We start from the raw sequence: 15,921 nt of genomic DNA on the forward strand, positions 1-15,921 counted from the left end.
AACTGTCGCAAACCTCACTCGTCGTCCGCATCTTCCTTCTTGGACTTGAGCGCCGAAAGCTTGGCGAACACGGCGTTGGCGTCCAGTTCGGCATCCTCGTCCTTCGGCTTCTCCGGCGCCGGCACCAGGCGCTCGGTCACGGCAGCCGGCAGCAGCGTGTCGCCGACAGGCTGCGCCTGCTCGCGGCCGCGCGAGGCGCGGTTGACTTCCATGTCGAGGTCGATCTGCGAAGCGAGACCCAGCGTCACCGGGTCCATCGGCTGCAGATTGGCCGAATTCCAGTGCTTGCGCTCGCGGATCTGTTCGATCGTCGACTTGGTCGTGCCGACCAGGCGCGAAATCTGCGCGTCCTTCAATTCCGGATGGTTGCGGACCAGCCACAGGATGGCGTTGGGCCGATCCTGGCGCTTCGACAACGGCGTGTAGCGGGGACCCTTGCGCTTGGATTCCGGCACCCGCACCTTGGGGTCGGACAGTTTCAGGCGCTGGTTCGGATCCTTCTCGGCGCGCGCGATCTCGTCGCGGGTCAGCTGTCCGGTCATGATCGGGTCCATGCCCTTGATGCCTTGCGCCGATTCGCCGTCGGCGATCGCCTTGACCTCGAGCGGATGCAACCCGCAGAACTGCGCGATCTGCTCGAAGGACAGCGCGGTGTTGTCGACCAGCCAGACGGCGGTCGCCTTGGGCATCAGCAGCGTATTGGCCATTTCAAAAATCCTTCTCGTTCGCCCGCGTTCCCGCGCGGGCGGTGGTTTAGAGCCACCAAAATGGGAAATTCGCGGCCTGTATAACCGCTCCGCTGCCGTTTCGCAATGTTTTTGGCGCAGGGCGCAGCCGTCGGACACCGGACAGCGGGGGAGGCCAGGAGGACCTCGGCTCCGGCGATCATTGATGCCGAGTTGTACAGGGGGTCCAAAACGACAAAACCCGCCGGACAGGGTCCAGCGGGCTCGGAACCGGCGACGGGATACCGTCTGCGGCGGCTCTTGCTTCTGCCGCGTGGTCAGGCCTCATCGGCCGACCAAGCTTCGAATTAGATGGCCTTGCGGGCAATCCTCTCGATGTCGCCGCGGCTGATGCCGAGGTCGCTGAGCTGACGGGCGTTGAGCTTGTTCAGCTCGCGCACGGTTTCGTTGTACATACGCCAGTTACGGAAAGCGCGGATCGGGTTCATGGTTGTCCTCCAGTTGTTGGATCAAATCGTTTCGATGACGCTTAGATAGGCAGTGCTGCCCACGAATTGAACAGACGTCTTTGCATAGCCGCAATGCAAATGCTGCATTGCAGCATTAAGCTTCTGTTCATCTTGCCGACAGGCTGAGCGCGGAGCATGGCGCGAGGTTCAGGTCAGGCCGAGCAGAGAATGGCGGCTCCCGAGAACCGGAGCGGAGCGTACTTCAGTACGAAGCACCGGCCTACGCCGGCCGTAGCCTTAACTGCCGCAACCCCTCATGAGGGCTTCGGCCGGCGGAAGGCCGGAAGCGCAGGGAGCCGCCATTCGCAGGCCGGCCTCACCTGAATCTCGCCCCATCTAGCCGACGTCGAGAACGATCTTGCCTATATGCTCGCCCTCTTCCATGCGCTCATGCGCCCGCCAGGCGTCGGTCAGCGGGAAGATCATGTCCATCACCGGCGCTACCTTCCGGGTGCCGAGCAGCGGCCACACCTGTGCTTCCAGTGCGGCGGCGAGCGCCGCCTTGAACTCGACCGTGCGAGGCCGCAGCGTCGAGCCGGTGTGGGTCAGCCGCTTGACCATGATTTTCGAGAAATCGGCGCTCGCCACCGCGCCGGCCTGGACGGCGATCTGGACGATCCTGCCCTCGACCGCGGCGGCCTCGTAGTTGCGCGCGATATAGTCGCCGCCGACCATGTCGAGAATGACGTCGGCCCCCTTGCCGCCAGTCGCATCCTTGACCGCCGCGACGAAATCCTCCTCGCGGTAGTTGATCGCCCGGTCGGCGCCGAGCTTCAGGCAGGCGTCGCATTTTTCCTTGCTGCCGGCGGTGGTGACGACATACGCGCCGAAGGCCGACGCCAGCTGGATCGCCGTGGTGCCGATGCCCGATGAGCCGCCATGGACCAGCAGCGTCTCACCCTTTTTCAAGCCGCCGCGCTCGAACACATTGTGCCAGACGGTGAAATAGTTTTCCGGAACCGCGGCCGCCTCCGTGTGGGTGAAGCCGGCGGGCAGCGGCAGCACGCTGCCGGCATGAACCTTGACATATTCGGCATAACCGCCCCCCGGCGTCAGCGCGCAGACCCGGTCGCCGATGCGCCAGCGCGATATCTCGTCGCCAAGGGCGGCCACTTCGCCCGATGCCTCGAGACCGGGCAGGTCGGAGGCGCCGGGCGGCGCCGGATAGGCGCCCTTGCGCTGCTGCACGTCGGGGCGGTTGACGCCGGCCGCACGCACCCGGATCAGGATTTCGCCGGGACCAGGCACCGGCACGTCGCGCGTTTCCGGTTTCAGCACCCGCGGCCCGCCCGGTTGCGAGATTGCGATGGCCGTCATCGTGGCTGGAATTTTATGTCCGCTCGCCATGAAATTTCCCGTCTCGGTCCGCCGGTCTGTCGCCGGCTGCCAGCTTCTTGCCGGCTGTTTGCATCTGCGCCCCTGCCCTATGTATGCTGATTGCCGGATCAGGCAAATGGCCAAATCAGCCCAATACTGAATAGGGAGGAGCGACGATGGCGATCTTCGACGACGAACCCAAAAAGAAAGCCCGCCCGCATGAGATCGGACAGGATCTGTCGCTGCTTTCGGTCGGTGACCTTACCGAACGGATCAGCATCCTGCGCGAGGAGATTGCCCGGCTCGAAGCCGAGCTCCAGACCAAGGGCAGCACCAAATCGGCGGCCGAAGCCCTGTTTCGCCGCGGCTAGTTTTCGCGTTAGTTTCGGCGTTGAGCATCCGCCGCCGAAAAGCCCGAATGCGCCTGTCTTCAGACCCCGCCACCGAATCTCCAGACGGATCAAACAATGTTTGCAAGCTACAGGCCGATCCTCTCGCTGCTTCGCGGCACCGCTTTCCTGCTTGCAGCTTCGGGATTGCACGGCCTGTTGTTGCCGTTGCGCGGCCAGATCGAAGGGTTTTCGACCGCATCGCTCGGTCTGATGGGCACGGCCTGGGCCGGTGGCTTCGTCACCGGCTGCTTCTTCGCACCGCGCCTGGTGCGCCGCGCCGGCCACGTCCGGGCGTTCGGCGCCTTTGCCGCTTCGGGCGCCATCGTGGCGCTGCTTACCGGCCTGATCATCGACGAATATGTCTGGATCCTGCTGCGCGCCTTCACCGGCTTCACCATGGCCGGAGCCTTCATGGTCATCGAAAGCTGGCTGAACGAGAAGGCCACCAACGAGAACCGCGGCACCGTCTTCGGCCTCTACATGATGGTCACCTATGCCTCGATCATGGGCGGCCAGATGATCGTTGCGGGCGGCGACGTCAGATCGGCGTCGCTGTTCATGATCACCGGCATATTGTTCTGCTTGTCGCTGATCCCGACCGCGGTGTCGTCGGCTTCGTCTCCCAAGCCTTTGCAGGACGTCAAGCTCGACGTCAAAGGTCTCTACGCCAACTCGCCGGTGTCGGCGATCGCCTGCCTGTTGGTCGGCATCGCCAATGGCGCCTGGGGCACGCTTGGCGCCGTCTACGGCGCCCGTATCGGCATCTCCACCGCCCAGATCGCACTGATGATGAGCCTTGTCGTTATTGCCGGCGCGGCCATGCAGCTTCCGGCCGGACGCCTCTCCGACAAGACCGACCGCCGTTTCGTGCTGGCGGGCGCGGCTTTCGGCGCCGCACTGTTCGCCATCCTGATCTTCCTGTTCGAACCGCGTTCCGCCGTCCTCGTCATTGTCTTCGCCGCCGCCTACGGCGCCTTTGCCTACACGCTCTATTCGATCGCCGTGGCGCATGCCAACGACCACGCCCGATCGGAGGATTTCGTCAAGGTCTCGGGCGGCCTGCTGCTTCTGTATGGCTTCGGAACCATGATCGGGCCCCTGCTGGCTGCCGCCCTGATGGGTTGGCTCCGCCCCGAAGGCCTGTTCCTGGCCACCGCGCTGGCGCATCTCAGCCTCGCCGCCTACACGTTGCTGCGCATCAGCCGCCGCGCGCCGGTGCCGATCGAAGACCGCGACGCCTTCAAGACCCAGCCGGCCGATCGCTCGGTCACCCCTGAAGCACTGCGGCTCAGAAAAGCGGAAGCCGACGGTTGAGATTTGAAAAGCTTTGCCCCACAAGTATAGGCATGATCTTTTCTGACGCCTTCATGGCGATTGCGGACCCCAACCGGCGCTATCTTCTGGAAGAGCTCCGGCGTGGCCCGAAAACCGTCAACGAACTGGCTTCGGGCCTGCCAGTCTCCCGCCCGGCCGTGTCCCAGCATTTGAAAGTGTTGCTGGACGCCGGTCTGGTTCAGGCCAAGGCCGAGGGCACGAGGCGGGTCTATACAGTCAGCAGTGGCGGCTTCCTCAAGCTCAATATTTGGCTTGATCAGTTCTGGGAAGCATAGGCCGCGATTCCAGCTCGCCTCCCTGGCTTTCAAGTGTCCGTTGCCAGCGCCTTGCCCANGCCTTGCCCAGCGCATCGAGCAGGAATCCGGTACCATGCTCGCGCGATGACGGTGTGTCGTGCCCATCGAGAAACGCGCCCTGCTCGGTGAGCACCAGACGCGTGCCCGTGCCTTCCGGGCGAAGCTCAATTGTCGCCAGCGAAACCGAGATTCTGACATCACCGAACAGCATGTCGTAGCTGTAGACGATGCGCTGGTTGGGCACGATGTCCTGATAGGTGGCGGTATAGGTGTGGATCGGCCCGTCCTTCGGCCCGCCGGCATTGACCTCCTGGCCGCCGACGCAAAAATCCATTTCGTGCCTGTGGGTCATCGGGTTGTCGGGGTCGGCGAACCAGCGCCGCTTGGCGGCCGGATCGCTGAGCGCGAAATAGACTTTCGCCGGCGCAACTGGATAGAGGCGCTCGAGGACGAAGGTGGAGTGGACGACGGATCGTTCGGCCATGGTCGGGTCCTCTTGGTCAGCTTGATGGTTTCTGCGCGACGAAGACGCCGTCGCGATAGGACGCGCCGAAATAGACTTCGACGGCGCGCAACCTGTCGCCATGGAACAGATGCAGTTCGGTGTTGCGGAAGGTCTTTCCGTCCGCCGTCTCGCAGCGATAGAGGACAAAGGCGGCGTCCTCGTCCTCGCATATCCGCTCGATGACGATCGAGCTGAAGGCCGGGCTGTCCGGCCAGCAGCGCTCGAAATAGGTCGCACGGTCGATGGCGTCGTCATAGGGGCTGGTGAAGGTGAAATCGTCGGCGAGCACCGCCGCGACGGCAGCCTTGTTATTCGCCTGGTAGGCGGAAAAATAGCCGCGGATCAACTCCGCTCTGCTTTTGCCGGGCATGGTCATTTCTCCTCTGCTTCAGGTCATTCGGTCCCGGCGAGAAAATCGCCGAGCCGGTCGAGCCGACGCTCCCATGTCAGCCGCCGTTCGTTGATCCAGTGTTCTGCGCTGCGCAGCGCCTGCGGCGCGATCTGGCAGGTGCGCACGCGGCCGAGCTTTTCCGAGCGCACCAGCCCGCTTGCTTCGAGCACGTTGAGATGCTGGACGACGGCCGACAGCGACATCGCCAGCGGTTCGGCCAACTGGCTGACCGAGGCCGGCCCACGCGACAGCCGTTCGACCATGCTGCGCCTGGCCGGGTCTGCGAGCGCCTGGAACATCAGGTCGAGCTGGGCGGGATCGTGCAGCATCGCGATCAGCCGTTATTGTAGGGAAAGAACTTGAAGTAGGGCTGCGCCTCCTCGACCACCCGGGCGAAGGACGGCCGCTTGAGCAGGCGGTCGTGGTAGTGTTTCACGGCCGGATAGCTGTCGCCGAACGGCTCGACCTTGTTGGCGTAGAACAGCGCCGGCGAGGCCGCGCAGTCGGCCATGGTGAAGGTGGGGCCGGCCGCCCAGATTTTCGAACGCATCTCCTCCTCGATGATCGCATAGGCGTTGCGCAGTTGCGCGCGCGCTTCCTCGACCCCGAACGGATCGGTCTTGTCCTGCGGGCGCAACCTGTCGCCGACGATCTTCTGCATCGGAGCCTGCACGTAGAAATCGTAGAAACGGTCGGCCTGGCGGACCTGGAGAGCAAGGTCGGCCTCGGCCGGGATGAGCTCGACCGGCCCGGGATAATGCGCGGCCAGATATTCGATGACGATGGTCGATTCCAGCACCGTGCGATTGCGTGCATCGTCACGCAGCGCCGGCATCTTGCCGGTCGGCGACACCTTCAGGAATGCTGCCCGCGACTGCTCGTCGCCGAGGTCGACGATAACCGGCGTGAAGGGCGTGTCGTTCTCGTAGAACGCAATCAGCGGTTTCCAGCAGAACGATGCCAGCGGATGGAAATGGAAGGTCAGGGACATTTTTTGCTCGTCTGTTTGTGGTTCGCCGATGCTGGAGCGGTGCCAGCCTGCGCCGACACTGAAGCAATTACTTAACTATTTCCGTGAGGCGAATGTGTCAAGGTTCCAGACTGCCTTCAGGGTTTGGTATGCGTGACGATGGCGGCAACGATCGTGCCCCAGTCGTCGGGATGCAGTTCGTGGCCACCGCCTTCGACGCGGACAAGCCGCCCGCCGGCAACAGCGTCGGCAAGGGCTGCGCCATGCTCGACCGGAAAGATCGGATCCGATGTCCCGTGAATGACGAGCAGCGGAACCTTGATCTCGCGCAGGCGTCCTTTCAGATCCTCGCAGCTCTTCAGCATGAAATGGTTAGTCGCGCTCAGGAAGCCGCCGGATCGGTCGTAGTCCCGTTCGACGAACGCCCGCATCGCCTTCTCGTCGAAGGGATGCGCGGTGCTGGCGATCGCACGCGCATCCTTGACGACGAAGCCGACCACCTGGTCGCGGTTCGACCAGTCGACTCTGGCGCCATCGGCCGAGTGCTCCATATAGGCTTCGGTCGTTCCCGGCAGCTGCGATGTGTCGATCCCCACCGGCGAACTGCTGATTACGGTCAGCGAGATGACACGCAAGGGATGTTTCAACACCAGTCGTTGCGCGATCATGCCGCCCATCGACATCCCGATCACATGCGCCTTGCCGATGCCGCAACTGTCGAGGACGCGCACCGCATCGTCCGCCATGTCGTCGAACGTATACGGCGGCTCGCCCGGCGTATATTTGGTCGACAGGCCGGTGTCACGATTGTCGTAGCGGATCACGAAGTGGCCTTCGCCGGCGAGCTTTTTGCAGAGCGCCTCCGGCCACCAGAGCATCGAGGCCATGGCGCCCATGATCAGCAGAATGGCTGGATCTCCGGGATCGCCAAACGTCTGGGAGACGATTTCGGGTGCTGCGGCCCTTGTCATGGGACTCTCCTCCTATCGGCCAATCAAAGGCCAATCAAACTGGTTGCATTTTGCAATCGGTTGCACGATAATAAAACTGATACGATAATGCAACCGGTTTTTTGAGGAGAGTCGGATGAAAACCGAACACCGCTCGGGATGCCCTATCAATCTGTCGCTGGAAGTGTTCGGCGATCGCTGGAGCCTGATCATCCTGCGCGACATGATTTTTGGCGGCAAACGCCACTTTCGCGAACTGCTCAACGGCTCGATCGAGGGCATCGCTTCCAATATCCTGGCCGACCGGATGAAGCGGCTGATGGAACTCGGCATGCTGACCAAGGCCGACGACCCCTCGCACAAGCAGAAGGCGATCTACAGCCTGACCGAGATGGCCATCACGCTGGTGCCGATCATGGCGCATCTCGGCGCTTGGGGCCGCGTCTGGCTGCCGGTGAGCGAGGAGCTTTCGATCCGCGCCGAGCTGCTGGAGAAAGGCGGGCCGCCAATGTGGGAGCAGTTCATGGACGAGTTGCGCCACGACCATCTGGGCACGCCTGTCGCCACACCCGCGCAGCCTTCCGTCCGCGCTACATTGCAGGCCGGATATGAGGCGGTGGTAGCCCGCAAGGCGTCGAGCGGCATCGAGGCCCCGGCCGCTTGACCAACTTATTTCCCCATTATCAGGCCGGCTCTGCTATCAAGGGGCTGAAAAACATAATTTACGGGATTGGATAACGCTCTTGGTCGAGAACTCTAAGGATACTGCCCGCGCCAGGGCAGATATGCGTTTCAAGAAGCAGGAAGAGGCAGCCACGGTGCGGCAAAAGGCGATGGCGGAGTATGTCGCCGAGGCCGACGCCCGCCAGGCCAAGACCAACAAGCTCCGGGCATTGCGCCTTGCCAAGGAAGCGGAAGACCTCGCCAACGCCCCTGCCGTTCCGGTCAAGAAAGCGCCCCGAGCCAAGAAAAAATAGCGCGGCCTTCTTCATCGACGCCCGATCTGGATGCCGGCGGATCGTATCGGCCATGTGCCACGATCAGCAATGCCCGCCATTTCCGCTTTCCCACGCGAAGCAATTTCAACCGCAACCGGGATTTCGCATCCCGCATGTCAGGCGATGATTGACGCGTTTTGATCAGGAGACAGCCATGACCGCACTGACCCTCGAAAAAGCCAAGCACATCATCGACGCCGCCTTCGCCAAGGGCGCCGAGCTGAAGCTCAAGCCGCTCGGCGTTTCCGTGCTGGATGCCGGCGCGCATCTCGTCGCCTTCCAGCGTCAGGACGGCGCCTCGTTCCTGCGCCCGCAAATGTCGGCCGGCAAGGCCTATGGGGCGCTGGCCATCGGCATGGGCTCGCGCCGTGTCGAGGCTTTCGCCAAGGAGCGGCCGCATCTCGTCGCCGGCATTTCGGACGTTTCGGGTGGACGCGTATTGCCGGTCGTCGGCGGCGTGTTGATCCGCGACAAGGCAGGCGCCGTCATCGGCGCCGTCGGAATTTCGGGCGATACGTCGGACAATGACGAGGCCGCCGCCATCGCCGGCATCGAAGCGGCGGGCTTCACCGCCGATCCGGGCTGAGGGGGAGCTTCGTCATCCCAGGGCGAAGCAGGAGCGAAACTCCGTCGCGAAGACCCTGGGATGACGACCAGAAAGAGCAGCCACGCCAATCGCGAACGGATGCGACCATCCAACGAAGGCGGCTAGTTCAAATTTATGTCTCTACTCGCCGACCGCATCGACACCGAAAACCCGGCCAGCACATCGAACAGGGCGATCACCATCAGCGTGAAGAAGACGGAGTGCGCCGCGCCCTTCACCAGCAGGAACTCGACCAGGAACGCCACGAAGACCAGCGTCGACAACAGATGGTCCATGATCGAAGCGTTCGTGGTGCGCACCGACTTCACCATTTCGAGGAACAGGAAGATCAGCCCGATCACGACCATCAAGTCGCCGAGCGTCATCGAAAACACTCCGCCCGACATCATGCTGAACGAGAAGATCTCGGTCGCCCACGGATCGTCGCCGCTGCCGAATATTCCGAGGAGTCCGAGATTGTAGGCCACGAAGGGCACGATCAGCAGCGGGATGGCACCGAACATCAGGCGTCTCCTCTAGCAATTCCAGGAAAGCGGTTTCCCAAGGAATTGCCTAAACAATGGGGGCACCTTCTGTAGAATGCCCCGCAGGCACGCCGTCAAGATTTTTCGCTAGCGCCCGCAAACACGGAAAAAGACCGCGCGAAACAACCCTGTCAGCCACAGTTGCCCCGGCTGACCACCGACACGCCGGGATTCAGCGCTTGAACTGGCCTGTCCGCACGGCGGCGCCGATAGCGTTGAGGATGAAAAGGCCGGCGGTCATCGAGGTGATCTCGTTGACGTCGCGCGCCGGCGCGATCTCGACGATGTCGATGCCGACGACACGTCCCTTGGCGAACAGGCCCTTGATCAGTTCGATCGTCTGCCGGTAGCTGATGCCGCCAGGCGCCGGCCCTTCGACCGCCGGCATGACAGCGGGATCGAGACCGTCGGCATCGATGGTCAGGTAATAGCGGCCACGGTCCGGGATGCGCTTGAGCAGCGCCGCCGTACCGATATCCTGCCATTCATTGGCGGTGACGATGTTGGAGCCGTAGGCGCGGGCCGCCTCGACCTCCTCGAGCCGGGCGCTGCCCTGGCCGCGGATGCCGAGCTGGAAAATCCCGGCTATATGCGCCATCTCCGAAGCGCGGCGGATGGGGCTGGAATAGCCTTCCCTGACCCCGTTGACATTGTCGCGCCAGTCGAGATGGGCATCGATCTGAACCAGGGTGATCGGCCCTTCGTCGTCAAGCGCCCGCAGGATCGGGATTGGAATGCCGTGATCGCCGCCAATGGTGATCGGCAAGGCGCCGGCGACGCGGATCTTGCGGATCGCCGTTTCGGCCAACCTGTAGTGGCCGCCGGCGGCATCGCCGGGAACATCGCCGACATCGACCACCTTGACGTCCTGCCCGTCGAACAGGGTTCCGCCAATGTCGAAATCATAGCGGTCGAGCCCGAGGCTGATGCGCTGCGAGGCGCGCCGCCAGCTCGTCGATCGTGTAGGGACTGCCGTAAGGCATGCCGATGATGGCGACATCCGCCTTCAGCGCATCGAGGTCCTCGACCAGCGGGAAGTTCATGAAGGTCTGGAAGACATCGCGGGGTGCTGTGGTGAGCTTGGTCATGCGGTCCCTCTGAAGCCGGTCGATCATCGCGCGGAAGCGCCGCGACAAGGCATGCGGACTCAATACAGCACCGCCGCCGCAGCTTGTATCGCCACGGACGCCCGGTCTTTGGCATAGTTGGCGGCGCGGCGCACCAAACGCAAAAAAAACCGGCCAATGGCCGGTTCTTTTGGCATTCAAACCCTTCGAAAGCTGGTCTCAGCTTTCCTTGGGCGTCAGCACCTGGCGACCGCGATACATGCCGGTCTTCAGGTCGATATGGTGCGGGCGGCGCATTTCGCCGGAATTCTTGTCCTCGACATAGGTCGGGGCCTTGAGAGCGTCGGCCGAGCGGCGCATGCCGCGCTTGGACGGAGAGGTTTTTCGTTTCGGAACGGCCATGGATATGCTCCACTACATGGTCAAAATGCCCCGATAGCCCTCGTGAAAGGGCCGCGTCAGGGCCATAATCTGAGAAAGTCGGGTGCCTATACACGCCCTGCGCCGTTTTGGCCAGCACCGTGGCGATTTTTTTTGAACTGGCAGCGGTTCTACCTAATCAAGACAACCGACATACGCGCCCGAACGGCCGGCGCGGCGTTCGATCAGCGACGCCAGCCGCCGCAGACCCGGACCGGGCTTGGCCGGATTGCGGGCGATCGGATTGGGCAGCGAGACGGCCAGCAATGCCGCCTGCCGCCGCGACAGCTGTTTGGCCGAAACGCCGAAATGATGCTGGGCCGCCGCCTCGATGCCGTAAACGCCCGGCCCCCATTCGGCGATGTTGAGGTAGATCTCCATGATCCGCCGTTTCGACATCACCGCGTCGAAATAGACGGCCAGCGGCAGTTCGACCACCTTGCGCACCGAGCCCAGCGGCCGCGACCACAGGAAAAGGTTCTTCACCGTCTGCATGGTGATGGTCGAGGCGCCGCGCGTCGCCTCGCCGGCCAGCGCATCGTCGACGACGCCGCGCAATTCGCCGAGATCGATGCCGCGATGGAAGCAGAACTGACCGTCCTCCGACATGATCACCGAATTGGCCAGCACCGGCGACACATCGTCGATCGACACCCAGCGCCGGTCGTAGCCGGAAAAGGTCGCGAGGTCTTTGACCATCAAGGTCGATATCGGATGCACGAAGGACGGCAAATAAAGGAAGGTCAGCACAACGGGTATCGCCGCCAGCACGACGGCGACGACCAGGCCGCGCCGTGCCAGGCGCTTCAGACCGGCGCGGTTCACGCGCCTTGGTCGCGCCATCTCAAACCCTTCGGTTTCATGATCGACGATCGGTTCCGTCAAGCCGCCCCCACCCGCGCCACTCTCCCGCCTCCGGCATAATGGCGCGAGGCTTCTTGCGCAACGTCTGAGTGTCGGCTACCGCTCCCGGCCATGACGAAAGACGAGCAATTGGCCTTTGAGGCCGCACTTCTGAGGCGGGCGGCGGCGATCGAGACCGAACTCAGGCTGCTGCTCGAAGGCCGCACGCTTGCCGGCGAGATCGCCCGGCCGNCGGGCGGCGGCGATCGAGACCGAACTCAGGCTGCTGCTCGAAGGCCGCACGCTTGCCGGCGAGATCGCCCGGCCGGAGCGCTTGATGGCTGCCATGCGCCATGGCGTGCTGAACGGCGGCAAGCGACTGCGCCCCTTCCTGGTCATGGAAAGTGCCGCCCTTTTTGGCGCCGATGGCGAGGCGGCGATGCGCGTGGCGGCGGCGCTCGAATGCGTGCATTGCTATTCGCTGATCCATGACGATCTGCCTGCCATGGACGACGACGATCTGCGCCGCGGCCAGCCGACCGTGCACAAGGCCTTCGATGAAGCTACCGCCATACTTGCCGGCGATGCGCTTCTGACGCTTGCCTTCGATGTCCTCGCCGATGAGGCGACGGCGCTGCCGGCGGAGCGCAGGGCGGCACTGGTGCTGGCGCTGGCGCGCGCGGCCGGCACTGGGGGCATGGTCGGCGGGCAGACGCTCGATCTCGAAGCCGAGCGCAGCAGGCCGGACGAAGCCGGCATTATCCGGCTGCAGGCGATGAAAACCGGCGCGCTGATCCGCTTCGCCTGCGAAGCCGGCGCGATCATTGCCGGCGCCGCACCGCAGGACCGCGACCGGCTGGCCGAATTCGGCTCGGCGGTCGGGCTTGCCTTCCAGCTCGCCGACGACCTGCTCGACCTGACCGCCGATGCCAGCCAGATGGGCAAGGCGACCGGCAAGGACGCAGCCGCCGGCAAGGCGACGCTGGTGGCGCTGCATGGCGCGAACTGGGCGCGCAGCCAGCTCCATGGGCTGGTCAAGCAGGCCCATGAATTGCTCGAGCCTTACGGTGAACAGGCAGCCTTGCTGAAGGCAGCGGCAAGCTTCGTGGCAATCCGCAACAACTGAGGTTTGGGCAATCGGATGCCGAACCGTTTTCGGAATTTGTCGGCCTTGCGCTGCCTTGCTTGGTGTCTCTCAAATGCCCCAAAGCAACTGGGCGCGCTATCTGACCTTGACGACGACCTTGCCCTTGGCGCGTCCTGTTTCGACGTAAGCCAGCGCCTCATTGGTCGCTTCAAAAGGAAAGACCCTGTCGACGACCGGGCGAATCGCCCCATCTTCGATGAGGGACGTGATTTTGCTCAGTTGCTCACCTTGCGCCGACATGAACAGGAACGAAAATCCCGCGCCCCGGCGCTTGGCTTTGGTCCTGATACCACGGCTCAGCAGCCGCAGCAGCAGCCTTAGCAACACGTTCAGTCCCTGTTTCCTGGCAAATTCGGGATCCGGAGGACCGGAAATCGAGATGAGCTTCCCACCCGGCTTCAGCACAGTCAGGGATTTCTCAAGCGTCTTGGCGTCCTGGCTGTTCAGGACGACGTCGTAGCCCGACAGGATTTTCTCGAAGTCGTCCTTCCTGTAGTCGACGACGACATCGGCGCCGAGATCCCTGACCAGATCGTTGCTTGCCGCGCCCGCTGTTGTCGCAACGATCGCGCCGAGATGCTTTGCCAACTGGATGGCGAATGTCCCCACGCCGCCGGAGCCAGCCTGGATGAAGATCTTCTGGCCTGTCTTCAGACCCGCCCTCTCGATGAGAGCCTGCCAGGCGGTCAGACCGACCAGCGGGATCGAGGCCGCCTCTTCCATGTTGAGGTTCGCCGGCTTCAGCGCCACGTCGGCTTCATCGATTGCGATGAATTCGGCGAATGTCCCGATCCGGCCGTCGCGCGGCCGCGCATAGACGGCGTCGCCGGGTTTGAATTTGCGGACTTTCGAGCCCACCCTGACAACCCTTCCAGCCACGTCGTGACCGAGAATGAAGGGCCGGCGATAGGGAAGGATGAGTTTGAATTCACCGGTTCTGATTTTGGAATCCAGCAGGTTCACTCCTGCGGCATGGACCTCGACCAAGACGTCATTGTCCAGCAGTTCCGGCTCCGGCATCTCGGCCAGCCGCAAAATGCCTTTCTTGTTATATTTGTCGACAACGAATGCCTTCATGGCAGTGACTTTCTGAAGTGCCTGTTGGTGCCGTTTGTGCGTGAAATTCTCCGTCCCGCCGTTGTTCAGACCGGCAAGCGGAACTGCTTGCGCAAGGTCTTGTCGAACATCCCCGCGGGGGCGAAGCGGCGTAGCAGGCTGACCTGGCGCGCTGCCTTCCCTGCGGTATAGCGCCGTCGCGGACGGGCGTCGGTCGCTGCCTTGACGACCACATCCGCCACCACTTCCGGCCGATCGGCTTTGGGCATCACATCGGCAAGCAGCGCCTTGAGACCGGCGCGCGCCTGATCGTAGTCCTTCAACAGGGAATCCGGCTCGATGCCGTTCTGGTCGAAGACGGTGCGCACGAATGCCGGCTCGATGACCGAGACGCGAATGTTGAAGGCGCGAACCTCATGATCGAGCGATTCCGAATAGCCCTCCAGCGCGTGCTTGACCGCCGAGTAGTGCGCTGAGTATGGCGCGGGCACCAATCCTAGAATCGAGCCGATGTTGACGATGCGCCCTTGGCCGCGGCGCCGCATCGACGGCAACACCGCATTGGTCATGCGCATGACGCCGAACAGATTGACGTCGAACAGAACCTGCACCTGTGCGACCGAAGATTCCTCGGCGCCGCCAAGCAGGCCGACACCGGCATTGTTGACCAAGAGGTCGATGCGGCCGGTCTGGGCCAGCACGGTTGCAACGAGGGCGCTGACGGACTCCCCGTCGGTCACGTCGCAGGTCAGCATGGACACCTTAGCCGGGCCGTTGCCGGCCTTGCTGCGGCTTGTCCCGAAGACGGTATACCCCGCCCGCGCCAAGGCCTCGGCACTGGCGCGGCCGATGCCCGAAGAGGCTCCGGTCACGACTGCGGTCTTTCCAGAGTTCGCATTCATTTTTTATGCTCCAAAGCCACTGGGGCTAGCTTTCGTTCGCTGGTTGAATTATGATCATAATATCAAATTACGACCGTAATGCAATAGCAGAAAGGAATAGCAGCCATGCGCTACGAAAAGGGCCGAAAGGACGCCTCCCGCGATCGCATCGTGGAGGTCGCAGCCCAGCGTTTTCGCGGTGACGGCATCGCCGCGTCCGGACTGGCAGCCATTATGGGCGACGCCGGGCTGACGAACGGAGCCTTCTATCCGCATTTCCAATCCAAGGCGGAGCTTGTGCGTGAAAGCCTGGTAGCGGCACTGGAGAGCCAGGTGCAGCAACTGCAGGAGGTATTGGCCGCCGGTGGTCCGGAGATGGGCATAGCGGCGTATCTGTCAGCTGCGCACCGGGACAACCCGGGAACGGGCTGCGCCAACGCCGCGCTGCTCCCGGAACTCGCGCGTCAGCCGCTCGAAACGCGCCAAGTCTACACCGAACGCTTGCTGGTTTTGGTGCGCCAGTTGTCTGCAGCGCTTCCGCAGGCCAGGGATCCGGAAGGCGTTGCCATGGGCGTCTTTGCGACCCTCATCGGCGCGCTTCAACTGGCCCGCGCGGTGGCAGGGACCGAATTGTCGGATCGCTTCCTTGCGGCAGGAGCAGATGCCGCGCGCAGGCTGATCCAGCCACGTGACGGCGAGAAGGCATCCATTTAGAGATAGAGCGGCAGCAGCAAAGAGCCTGACATCCTCATCATGGCGGGCCGCATTAGGTAGTGTGCTGAGAGTTCTGCAAATTCGCTGAGAGGGGGCGGTCATGGCAGGCTGGTGATTGTTCACGTCACCTGATTCCCGCGAAGGAACGCCACCATGACCAAGACTGAAGTTAAGACCGCCAGCGCTGCCGTCAAAGACATTTTGCTTTCGAACCCGGATGGATTGCACGAAGTGCTCCGTGCGGTGATGCAGGAGGTGCTTGAGGCCGAGATGGACGAGGCGCTGGGCGCCTCGAAGAGCGAGCGCACGCCCG

The 15,921-nt window shown here is 63.1% G+C and carries 22 protein-coding genes and 1 pseudogene; 9 read left to right on the forward strand and 14 right to left on the reverse strand.

Annotation, left to right across the window (positions count from 1 at the left end; genetic code table 11):
* Window positions 1–14: 14 nt before the first annotated feature.
* The 3 genes from X757_RS141970 to X757_RS141965 all read right to left on the reverse strand — a co-directional run bounded on the left by X757_RS141970 (window position 15) and on the right by X757_RS141965 (window position 2,542).
* A complete protein-coding gene (locus tag X757_RS141970) occupies window positions 15–707 on the reverse strand; it encodes a DUF1013 domain-containing protein (RefSeq protein WP_023670142.1) in 693 nt (230 codons plus the stop codon).
* Window positions 708–1,033: 326 nt separating this feature from the next.
* Window positions 1,034–1,174, reverse strand: a complete 141-nt coding sequence (locus tag X757_RS1000000167065; protein WP_023670143.1) for a DUF1127 domain-containing protein — start codon at window positions 1,172–1,174, stop codon at window positions 1,034–1,036.
* A 357-nt stretch (window positions 1,175–1,531) separates the two neighbouring features.
* Window positions 1,532–2,542, reverse strand: coding sequence for an NAD(P)H-quinone oxidoreductase (locus X757_RS141965; RefSeq protein WP_032887144.1), 1,011 nt, complete (start codon window positions 2,540–2,542; stop codon window positions 1,532–1,534).
* 146 nt (window positions 2,543–2,688) lie between these two features.
* On the opposite strand from X757_RS141965, the gene X757_RS141960 reads away from it, so the two are divergent.
* The 3 genes from X757_RS141960 to X757_RS141950 all read left to right on the forward strand — a co-directional run bounded on the left by X757_RS141960 (window position 2,689) and on the right by X757_RS141950 (window position 4,514).
* Window positions 2,689–2,883, forward strand: a complete 195-nt coding sequence (locus tag X757_RS141960) for a DUF1192 domain-containing protein (RefSeq protein ID WP_023670145.1) — start codon at window positions 2,689–2,691, stop codon at window positions 2,881–2,883.
* Window positions 2,884–2,979: 96 nt separating this feature from the next.
* Complete coding sequence (locus X757_RS141955; RefSeq protein ID WP_023670146.1) at window positions 2,980–4,218, forward strand: MFS transporter; 1,239 nt, start codon at window positions 2,980–2,982, stop codon at window positions 4,216–4,218.
* A 32-nt stretch (window positions 4,219–4,250) separates the two neighbouring features.
* Window positions 4,251–4,514, forward strand: coding sequence for a helix-turn-helix transcriptional regulator (locus tag X757_RS141950; protein ID WP_023670147.1), 264 nt, complete (start codon window positions 4,251–4,253; stop codon window positions 4,512–4,514).
* Here X757_RS141950 and X757_RS141945 read toward each other — a convergent pair.
* The 5 genes from X757_RS141945 to X757_RS141930 all read right to left on the reverse strand — a co-directional run bounded on the left by X757_RS141945 (window position 4,480) and on the right by X757_RS141930 (window position 7,372).
* A complete protein-coding gene (locus X757_RS141945; protein WP_023727308.1) occupies window positions 4,480–5,019 on the reverse strand; it encodes an SRPBCC family protein in 540 nt (179 codons plus the stop codon). The two genes, X757_RS141950 and X757_RS141945, sit on opposite strands and share 35 nt — an antisense overlap.
* A 16-nt stretch (window positions 5,020–5,035) precedes the next feature.
* The gene (locus X757_RS141940) at window positions 5,036–5,410 is read right to left on the reverse strand and encodes a nuclear transport factor 2 family protein (protein WP_032893136.1); all 375 of its coding nucleotides are present in this window, start codon (window positions 5,408–5,410) and stop codon (window positions 5,036–5,038) included.
* Window positions 5,411–5,433: 23 nt separating this feature from the next.
* Window positions 5,434–5,760 carry a helix-turn-helix transcriptional regulator gene (locus tag X757_RS0134800; protein WP_023699361.1) on the reverse strand — a complete coding sequence of 109 codons (327 nt, stop codon included), beginning with the start codon at window positions 5,758–5,760 and terminating at the stop codon, window positions 5,434–5,436.
* A 5-nt stretch (window positions 5,761–5,765) separates the two neighbouring features.
* Window positions 5,766–6,422, reverse strand: a complete 657-nt coding sequence (locus X757_RS141935; protein WP_023683999.1) for a glutathione S-transferase family protein — start codon at window positions 6,420–6,422, stop codon at window positions 5,766–5,768.
* A gap of 116 nt (window positions 6,423–6,538) precedes the next feature.
* A complete protein-coding gene (locus X757_RS141930) occupies window positions 6,539–7,372 on the reverse strand; it encodes an alpha/beta fold hydrolase (RefSeq protein ID WP_023727309.1) in 834 nt (277 codons plus the stop codon).
* 115 nt (window positions 7,373–7,487) lie between these two features.
* Between X757_RS141930 and X757_RS141925 the strand changes: the two genes are divergently transcribed.
* The 3 genes from X757_RS141925 to X757_RS141915 all read left to right on the forward strand — a co-directional run bounded on the left by X757_RS141925 (window position 7,488) and on the right by X757_RS141915 (window position 8,935).
* Window positions 7,488–8,015: a helix-turn-helix domain-containing protein gene (locus tag X757_RS141925; RefSeq protein ID WP_023684001.1), complete on the forward strand. Its 528-nt coding sequence runs from the start codon at window positions 7,488–7,490 to the stop codon at window positions 8,013–8,015.
* A 79-nt stretch (window positions 8,016–8,094) separates the two neighbouring features.
* Complete coding sequence (locus tag X757_RS141920) at window positions 8,095–8,328, forward strand: hypothetical protein (protein ID WP_023684002.1); 234 nt, start codon at window positions 8,095–8,097, stop codon at window positions 8,326–8,328.
* Between the two features lie 175 nt (window positions 8,329–8,503).
* Window positions 8,504–8,935 carry a heme-binding protein gene (locus X757_RS141915; protein ID WP_023690074.1) on the forward strand — a complete coding sequence of 144 codons (432 nt, stop codon included), beginning with the start codon at window positions 8,504–8,506 and terminating at the stop codon, window positions 8,933–8,935.
* Between the two features lie 122 nt (window positions 8,936–9,057).
* On the opposite strand, the gene X757_RS141910 is transcribed toward X757_RS141915, so the two are convergent.
* The 4 genes and pseudogenes from X757_RS141910 to X757_RS141900 all read right to left on the reverse strand — a co-directional run bounded on the left by X757_RS141910 (window position 9,058) and on the right by X757_RS141900 (window position 11,810).
* Window positions 9,058–9,459, reverse strand: a complete 402-nt coding sequence (locus X757_RS141910) for a hypothetical protein (protein ID WP_023670154.1) — start codon at window positions 9,457–9,459, stop codon at window positions 9,058–9,060.
* A gap of 193 nt (window positions 9,460–9,652) precedes the next feature.
* Window positions 9,653–10,568, reverse strand: a pseudogene (locus X757_RS01000000165250) (arginase family protein).
* Between the two features lie 198 nt (window positions 10,569–10,766).
* Window positions 10,767–10,949, reverse strand: coding sequence for a 50S ribosomal protein L32 (gene rpmF, locus X757_RS141905; RefSeq protein ID WP_008834724.1), 183 nt, complete (start codon window positions 10,947–10,949; stop codon window positions 10,767–10,769).
* A gap of 153 nt (window positions 10,950–11,102) precedes the next feature.
* Window positions 11,103–11,810, reverse strand: coding sequence for a biosynthetic peptidoglycan transglycosylase (locus X757_RS141900; RefSeq protein ID WP_050593969.1), 708 nt, complete (start codon window positions 11,808–11,810; stop codon window positions 11,103–11,105).
* Between the two features lie 229 nt (window positions 11,811–12,039).
* Between X757_RS141900 and X757_RS141895 the strand changes: the two genes are divergently transcribed.
* Entirely contained in the window at window positions 12,040–12,936 is an 897-nt protein-coding gene (locus X757_RS141895; protein WP_031251522.1) for a polyprenyl synthetase family protein, read from the forward strand.
* Window positions 12,937–13,032: 96 nt separating this feature from the next.
* Here X757_RS141895 and X757_RS141890 read toward each other — a convergent pair whose 3' ends face one another.
* Together X757_RS141890 and X757_RS141885 are read right to left on the reverse strand one after the other, a co-directional pair.
* The gene (locus X757_RS141890; protein WP_023727312.1) at window positions 13,033–14,034 is read right to left on the reverse strand and encodes an NADP-dependent oxidoreductase; all 1,002 of its coding nucleotides are present in this window, start codon (window positions 14,032–14,034) and stop codon (window positions 13,033–13,035) included.
* Between the two features lie 65 nt (window positions 14,035–14,099).
* Complete coding sequence (locus X757_RS141885) at window positions 14,100–14,915, reverse strand: oxidoreductase (protein ID WP_023727313.1); 816 nt, start codon at window positions 14,913–14,915, stop codon at window positions 14,100–14,102.
* A gap of 105 nt (window positions 14,916–15,020) precedes the next feature.
* On the opposite strand from X757_RS141885, the gene X757_RS141880 reads away from it, so the two are divergent.
* The gene (locus X757_RS141880) at window positions 15,021–15,608 is read left to right on the forward strand and encodes a TetR/AcrR family transcriptional regulator (protein ID WP_023711646.1); all 588 of its coding nucleotides are present in this window, start codon (window positions 15,021–15,023) and stop codon (window positions 15,606–15,608) included.
* Between the two features lie 153 nt (window positions 15,609–15,761).
* Window positions 15,762–15,921: transposase (locus X757_RS1000000168165; RefSeq protein ID WP_031251523.1), on the forward strand; the 160-nt coding region annotated here is incomplete at its 3' end.

Origin of the sequence: Mesorhizobium sp. LSHC412B00 (genome assembly GCF_000503035.1) — a bacterium.
Classification (GTDB): domain Bacteria; phylum Pseudomonadota; class Alphaproteobacteria; order Rhizobiales; family Rhizobiaceae; genus Mesorhizobium.

Bases quoted from the DNA above. Each gene is read 5' to 3' on its own strand.
- X757_RS141970 (WP_023670142.1), bottom strand. From the start codon at position 707: ATGGCCAATACGCTGCTGATGCCCAAGGCGACCGCCGTCTGGCTGGTC.
- X757_RS1000000167065 (WP_023670143.1), bottom strand. From the start codon at position 1,174: ATGAACCCGATCCGCGCTTTCCGTAACTGGCGTATGTACAACGAAACC.
- X757_RS141965 (WP_032887144.1), bottom strand. From the start codon at position 2,542: ATGGCGAGCGGACATAAAATTCCAGCCACGATGACGGCCATCGCAATC.
- X757_RS141960 (WP_023670145.1), top strand. From the start codon at position 2,689: ATGGCGATCTTCGACGACGAACCCAAAAAGAAAGCCCGCCCGCATGAG.
- X757_RS141955 (WP_023670146.1), top strand. From the start codon at position 2,980: ATGTTTGCAAGCTACAGGCCGATCCTCTCGCTGCTTCGCGGCACCGCT.
- X757_RS141950 (WP_023670147.1), top strand. From the start codon at position 4,251: ATGATCTTTTCTGACGCCTTCATGGCGATTGCGGACCCCAACCGGCGC.
- X757_RS141940 (WP_032893136.1), bottom strand. From the start codon at position 5,410: ATGCCCGGCAAAAGCAGAGCGGAGTTGATCCGCGGCTATTTTTCCGCC.
- X757_RS0134800 (WP_023699361.1), bottom strand. From the start codon at position 5,760: ATGCTGCACGATCCCGCCCAGCTCGACCTGATGTTCCAGGCGCTCGCA.
- X757_RS141935 (WP_023683999.1), bottom strand. From the start codon at position 6,422: ATGTCCCTGACCTTCCATTTCCATCCGCTGGCATCGTTCTGCTGGAAA.
- X757_RS141930 (WP_023727309.1), bottom strand. From the start codon at position 7,372: ATGACAAGGGCCGCAGCACCCGAAATCGTCTCCCAGACGTTTGGCGAT.
- X757_RS141925 (WP_023684001.1), top strand. From the start codon at position 7,488: ATGAAAACCGAACACCGCTCGGGATGCCCTATCAATCTGTCGCTGGAA.
- X757_RS141915 (WP_023690074.1), top strand. From the start codon at position 8,504: ATGACCGCACTGACCCTCGAAAAAGCCAAGCACATCATCGACGCCGCC.
- X757_RS141910 (WP_023670154.1), bottom strand. From the start codon at position 9,459: ATGTTCGGTGCCATCCCGCTGCTGATCGTGCCCTTCGTGGCCTACAAT.
- rpmF (WP_008834724.1), bottom strand. From the start codon at position 10,949: ATGGCCGTTCCGAAACGAAAAACCTCTCCGTCCAAGCGCGGCATGCGC.
- X757_RS141900 (WP_050593969.1), bottom strand. From the start codon at position 11,810: ATGGCGCGACCAAGGCGCGTGAACCGCGCCGGTCTGAAGCGCCTGGCA.
- X757_RS141890 (WP_023727312.1), bottom strand. From the start codon at position 14,034: ATGAAGGCATTCGTTGTCGACAAATATAACAAGAAAGGCATTTTGCGG.
- X757_RS141885 (WP_023727313.1), bottom strand. From the start codon at position 14,915: ATGAATGCGAACTCTGGAAAGACCGCAGTCGTGACCGGAGCCTCTTCG.
- X757_RS141880 (WP_023711646.1), top strand. From the start codon at position 15,021: ATGCGCTACGAAAAGGGCCGAAAGGACGCCTCCCGCGATCGCATCGTG.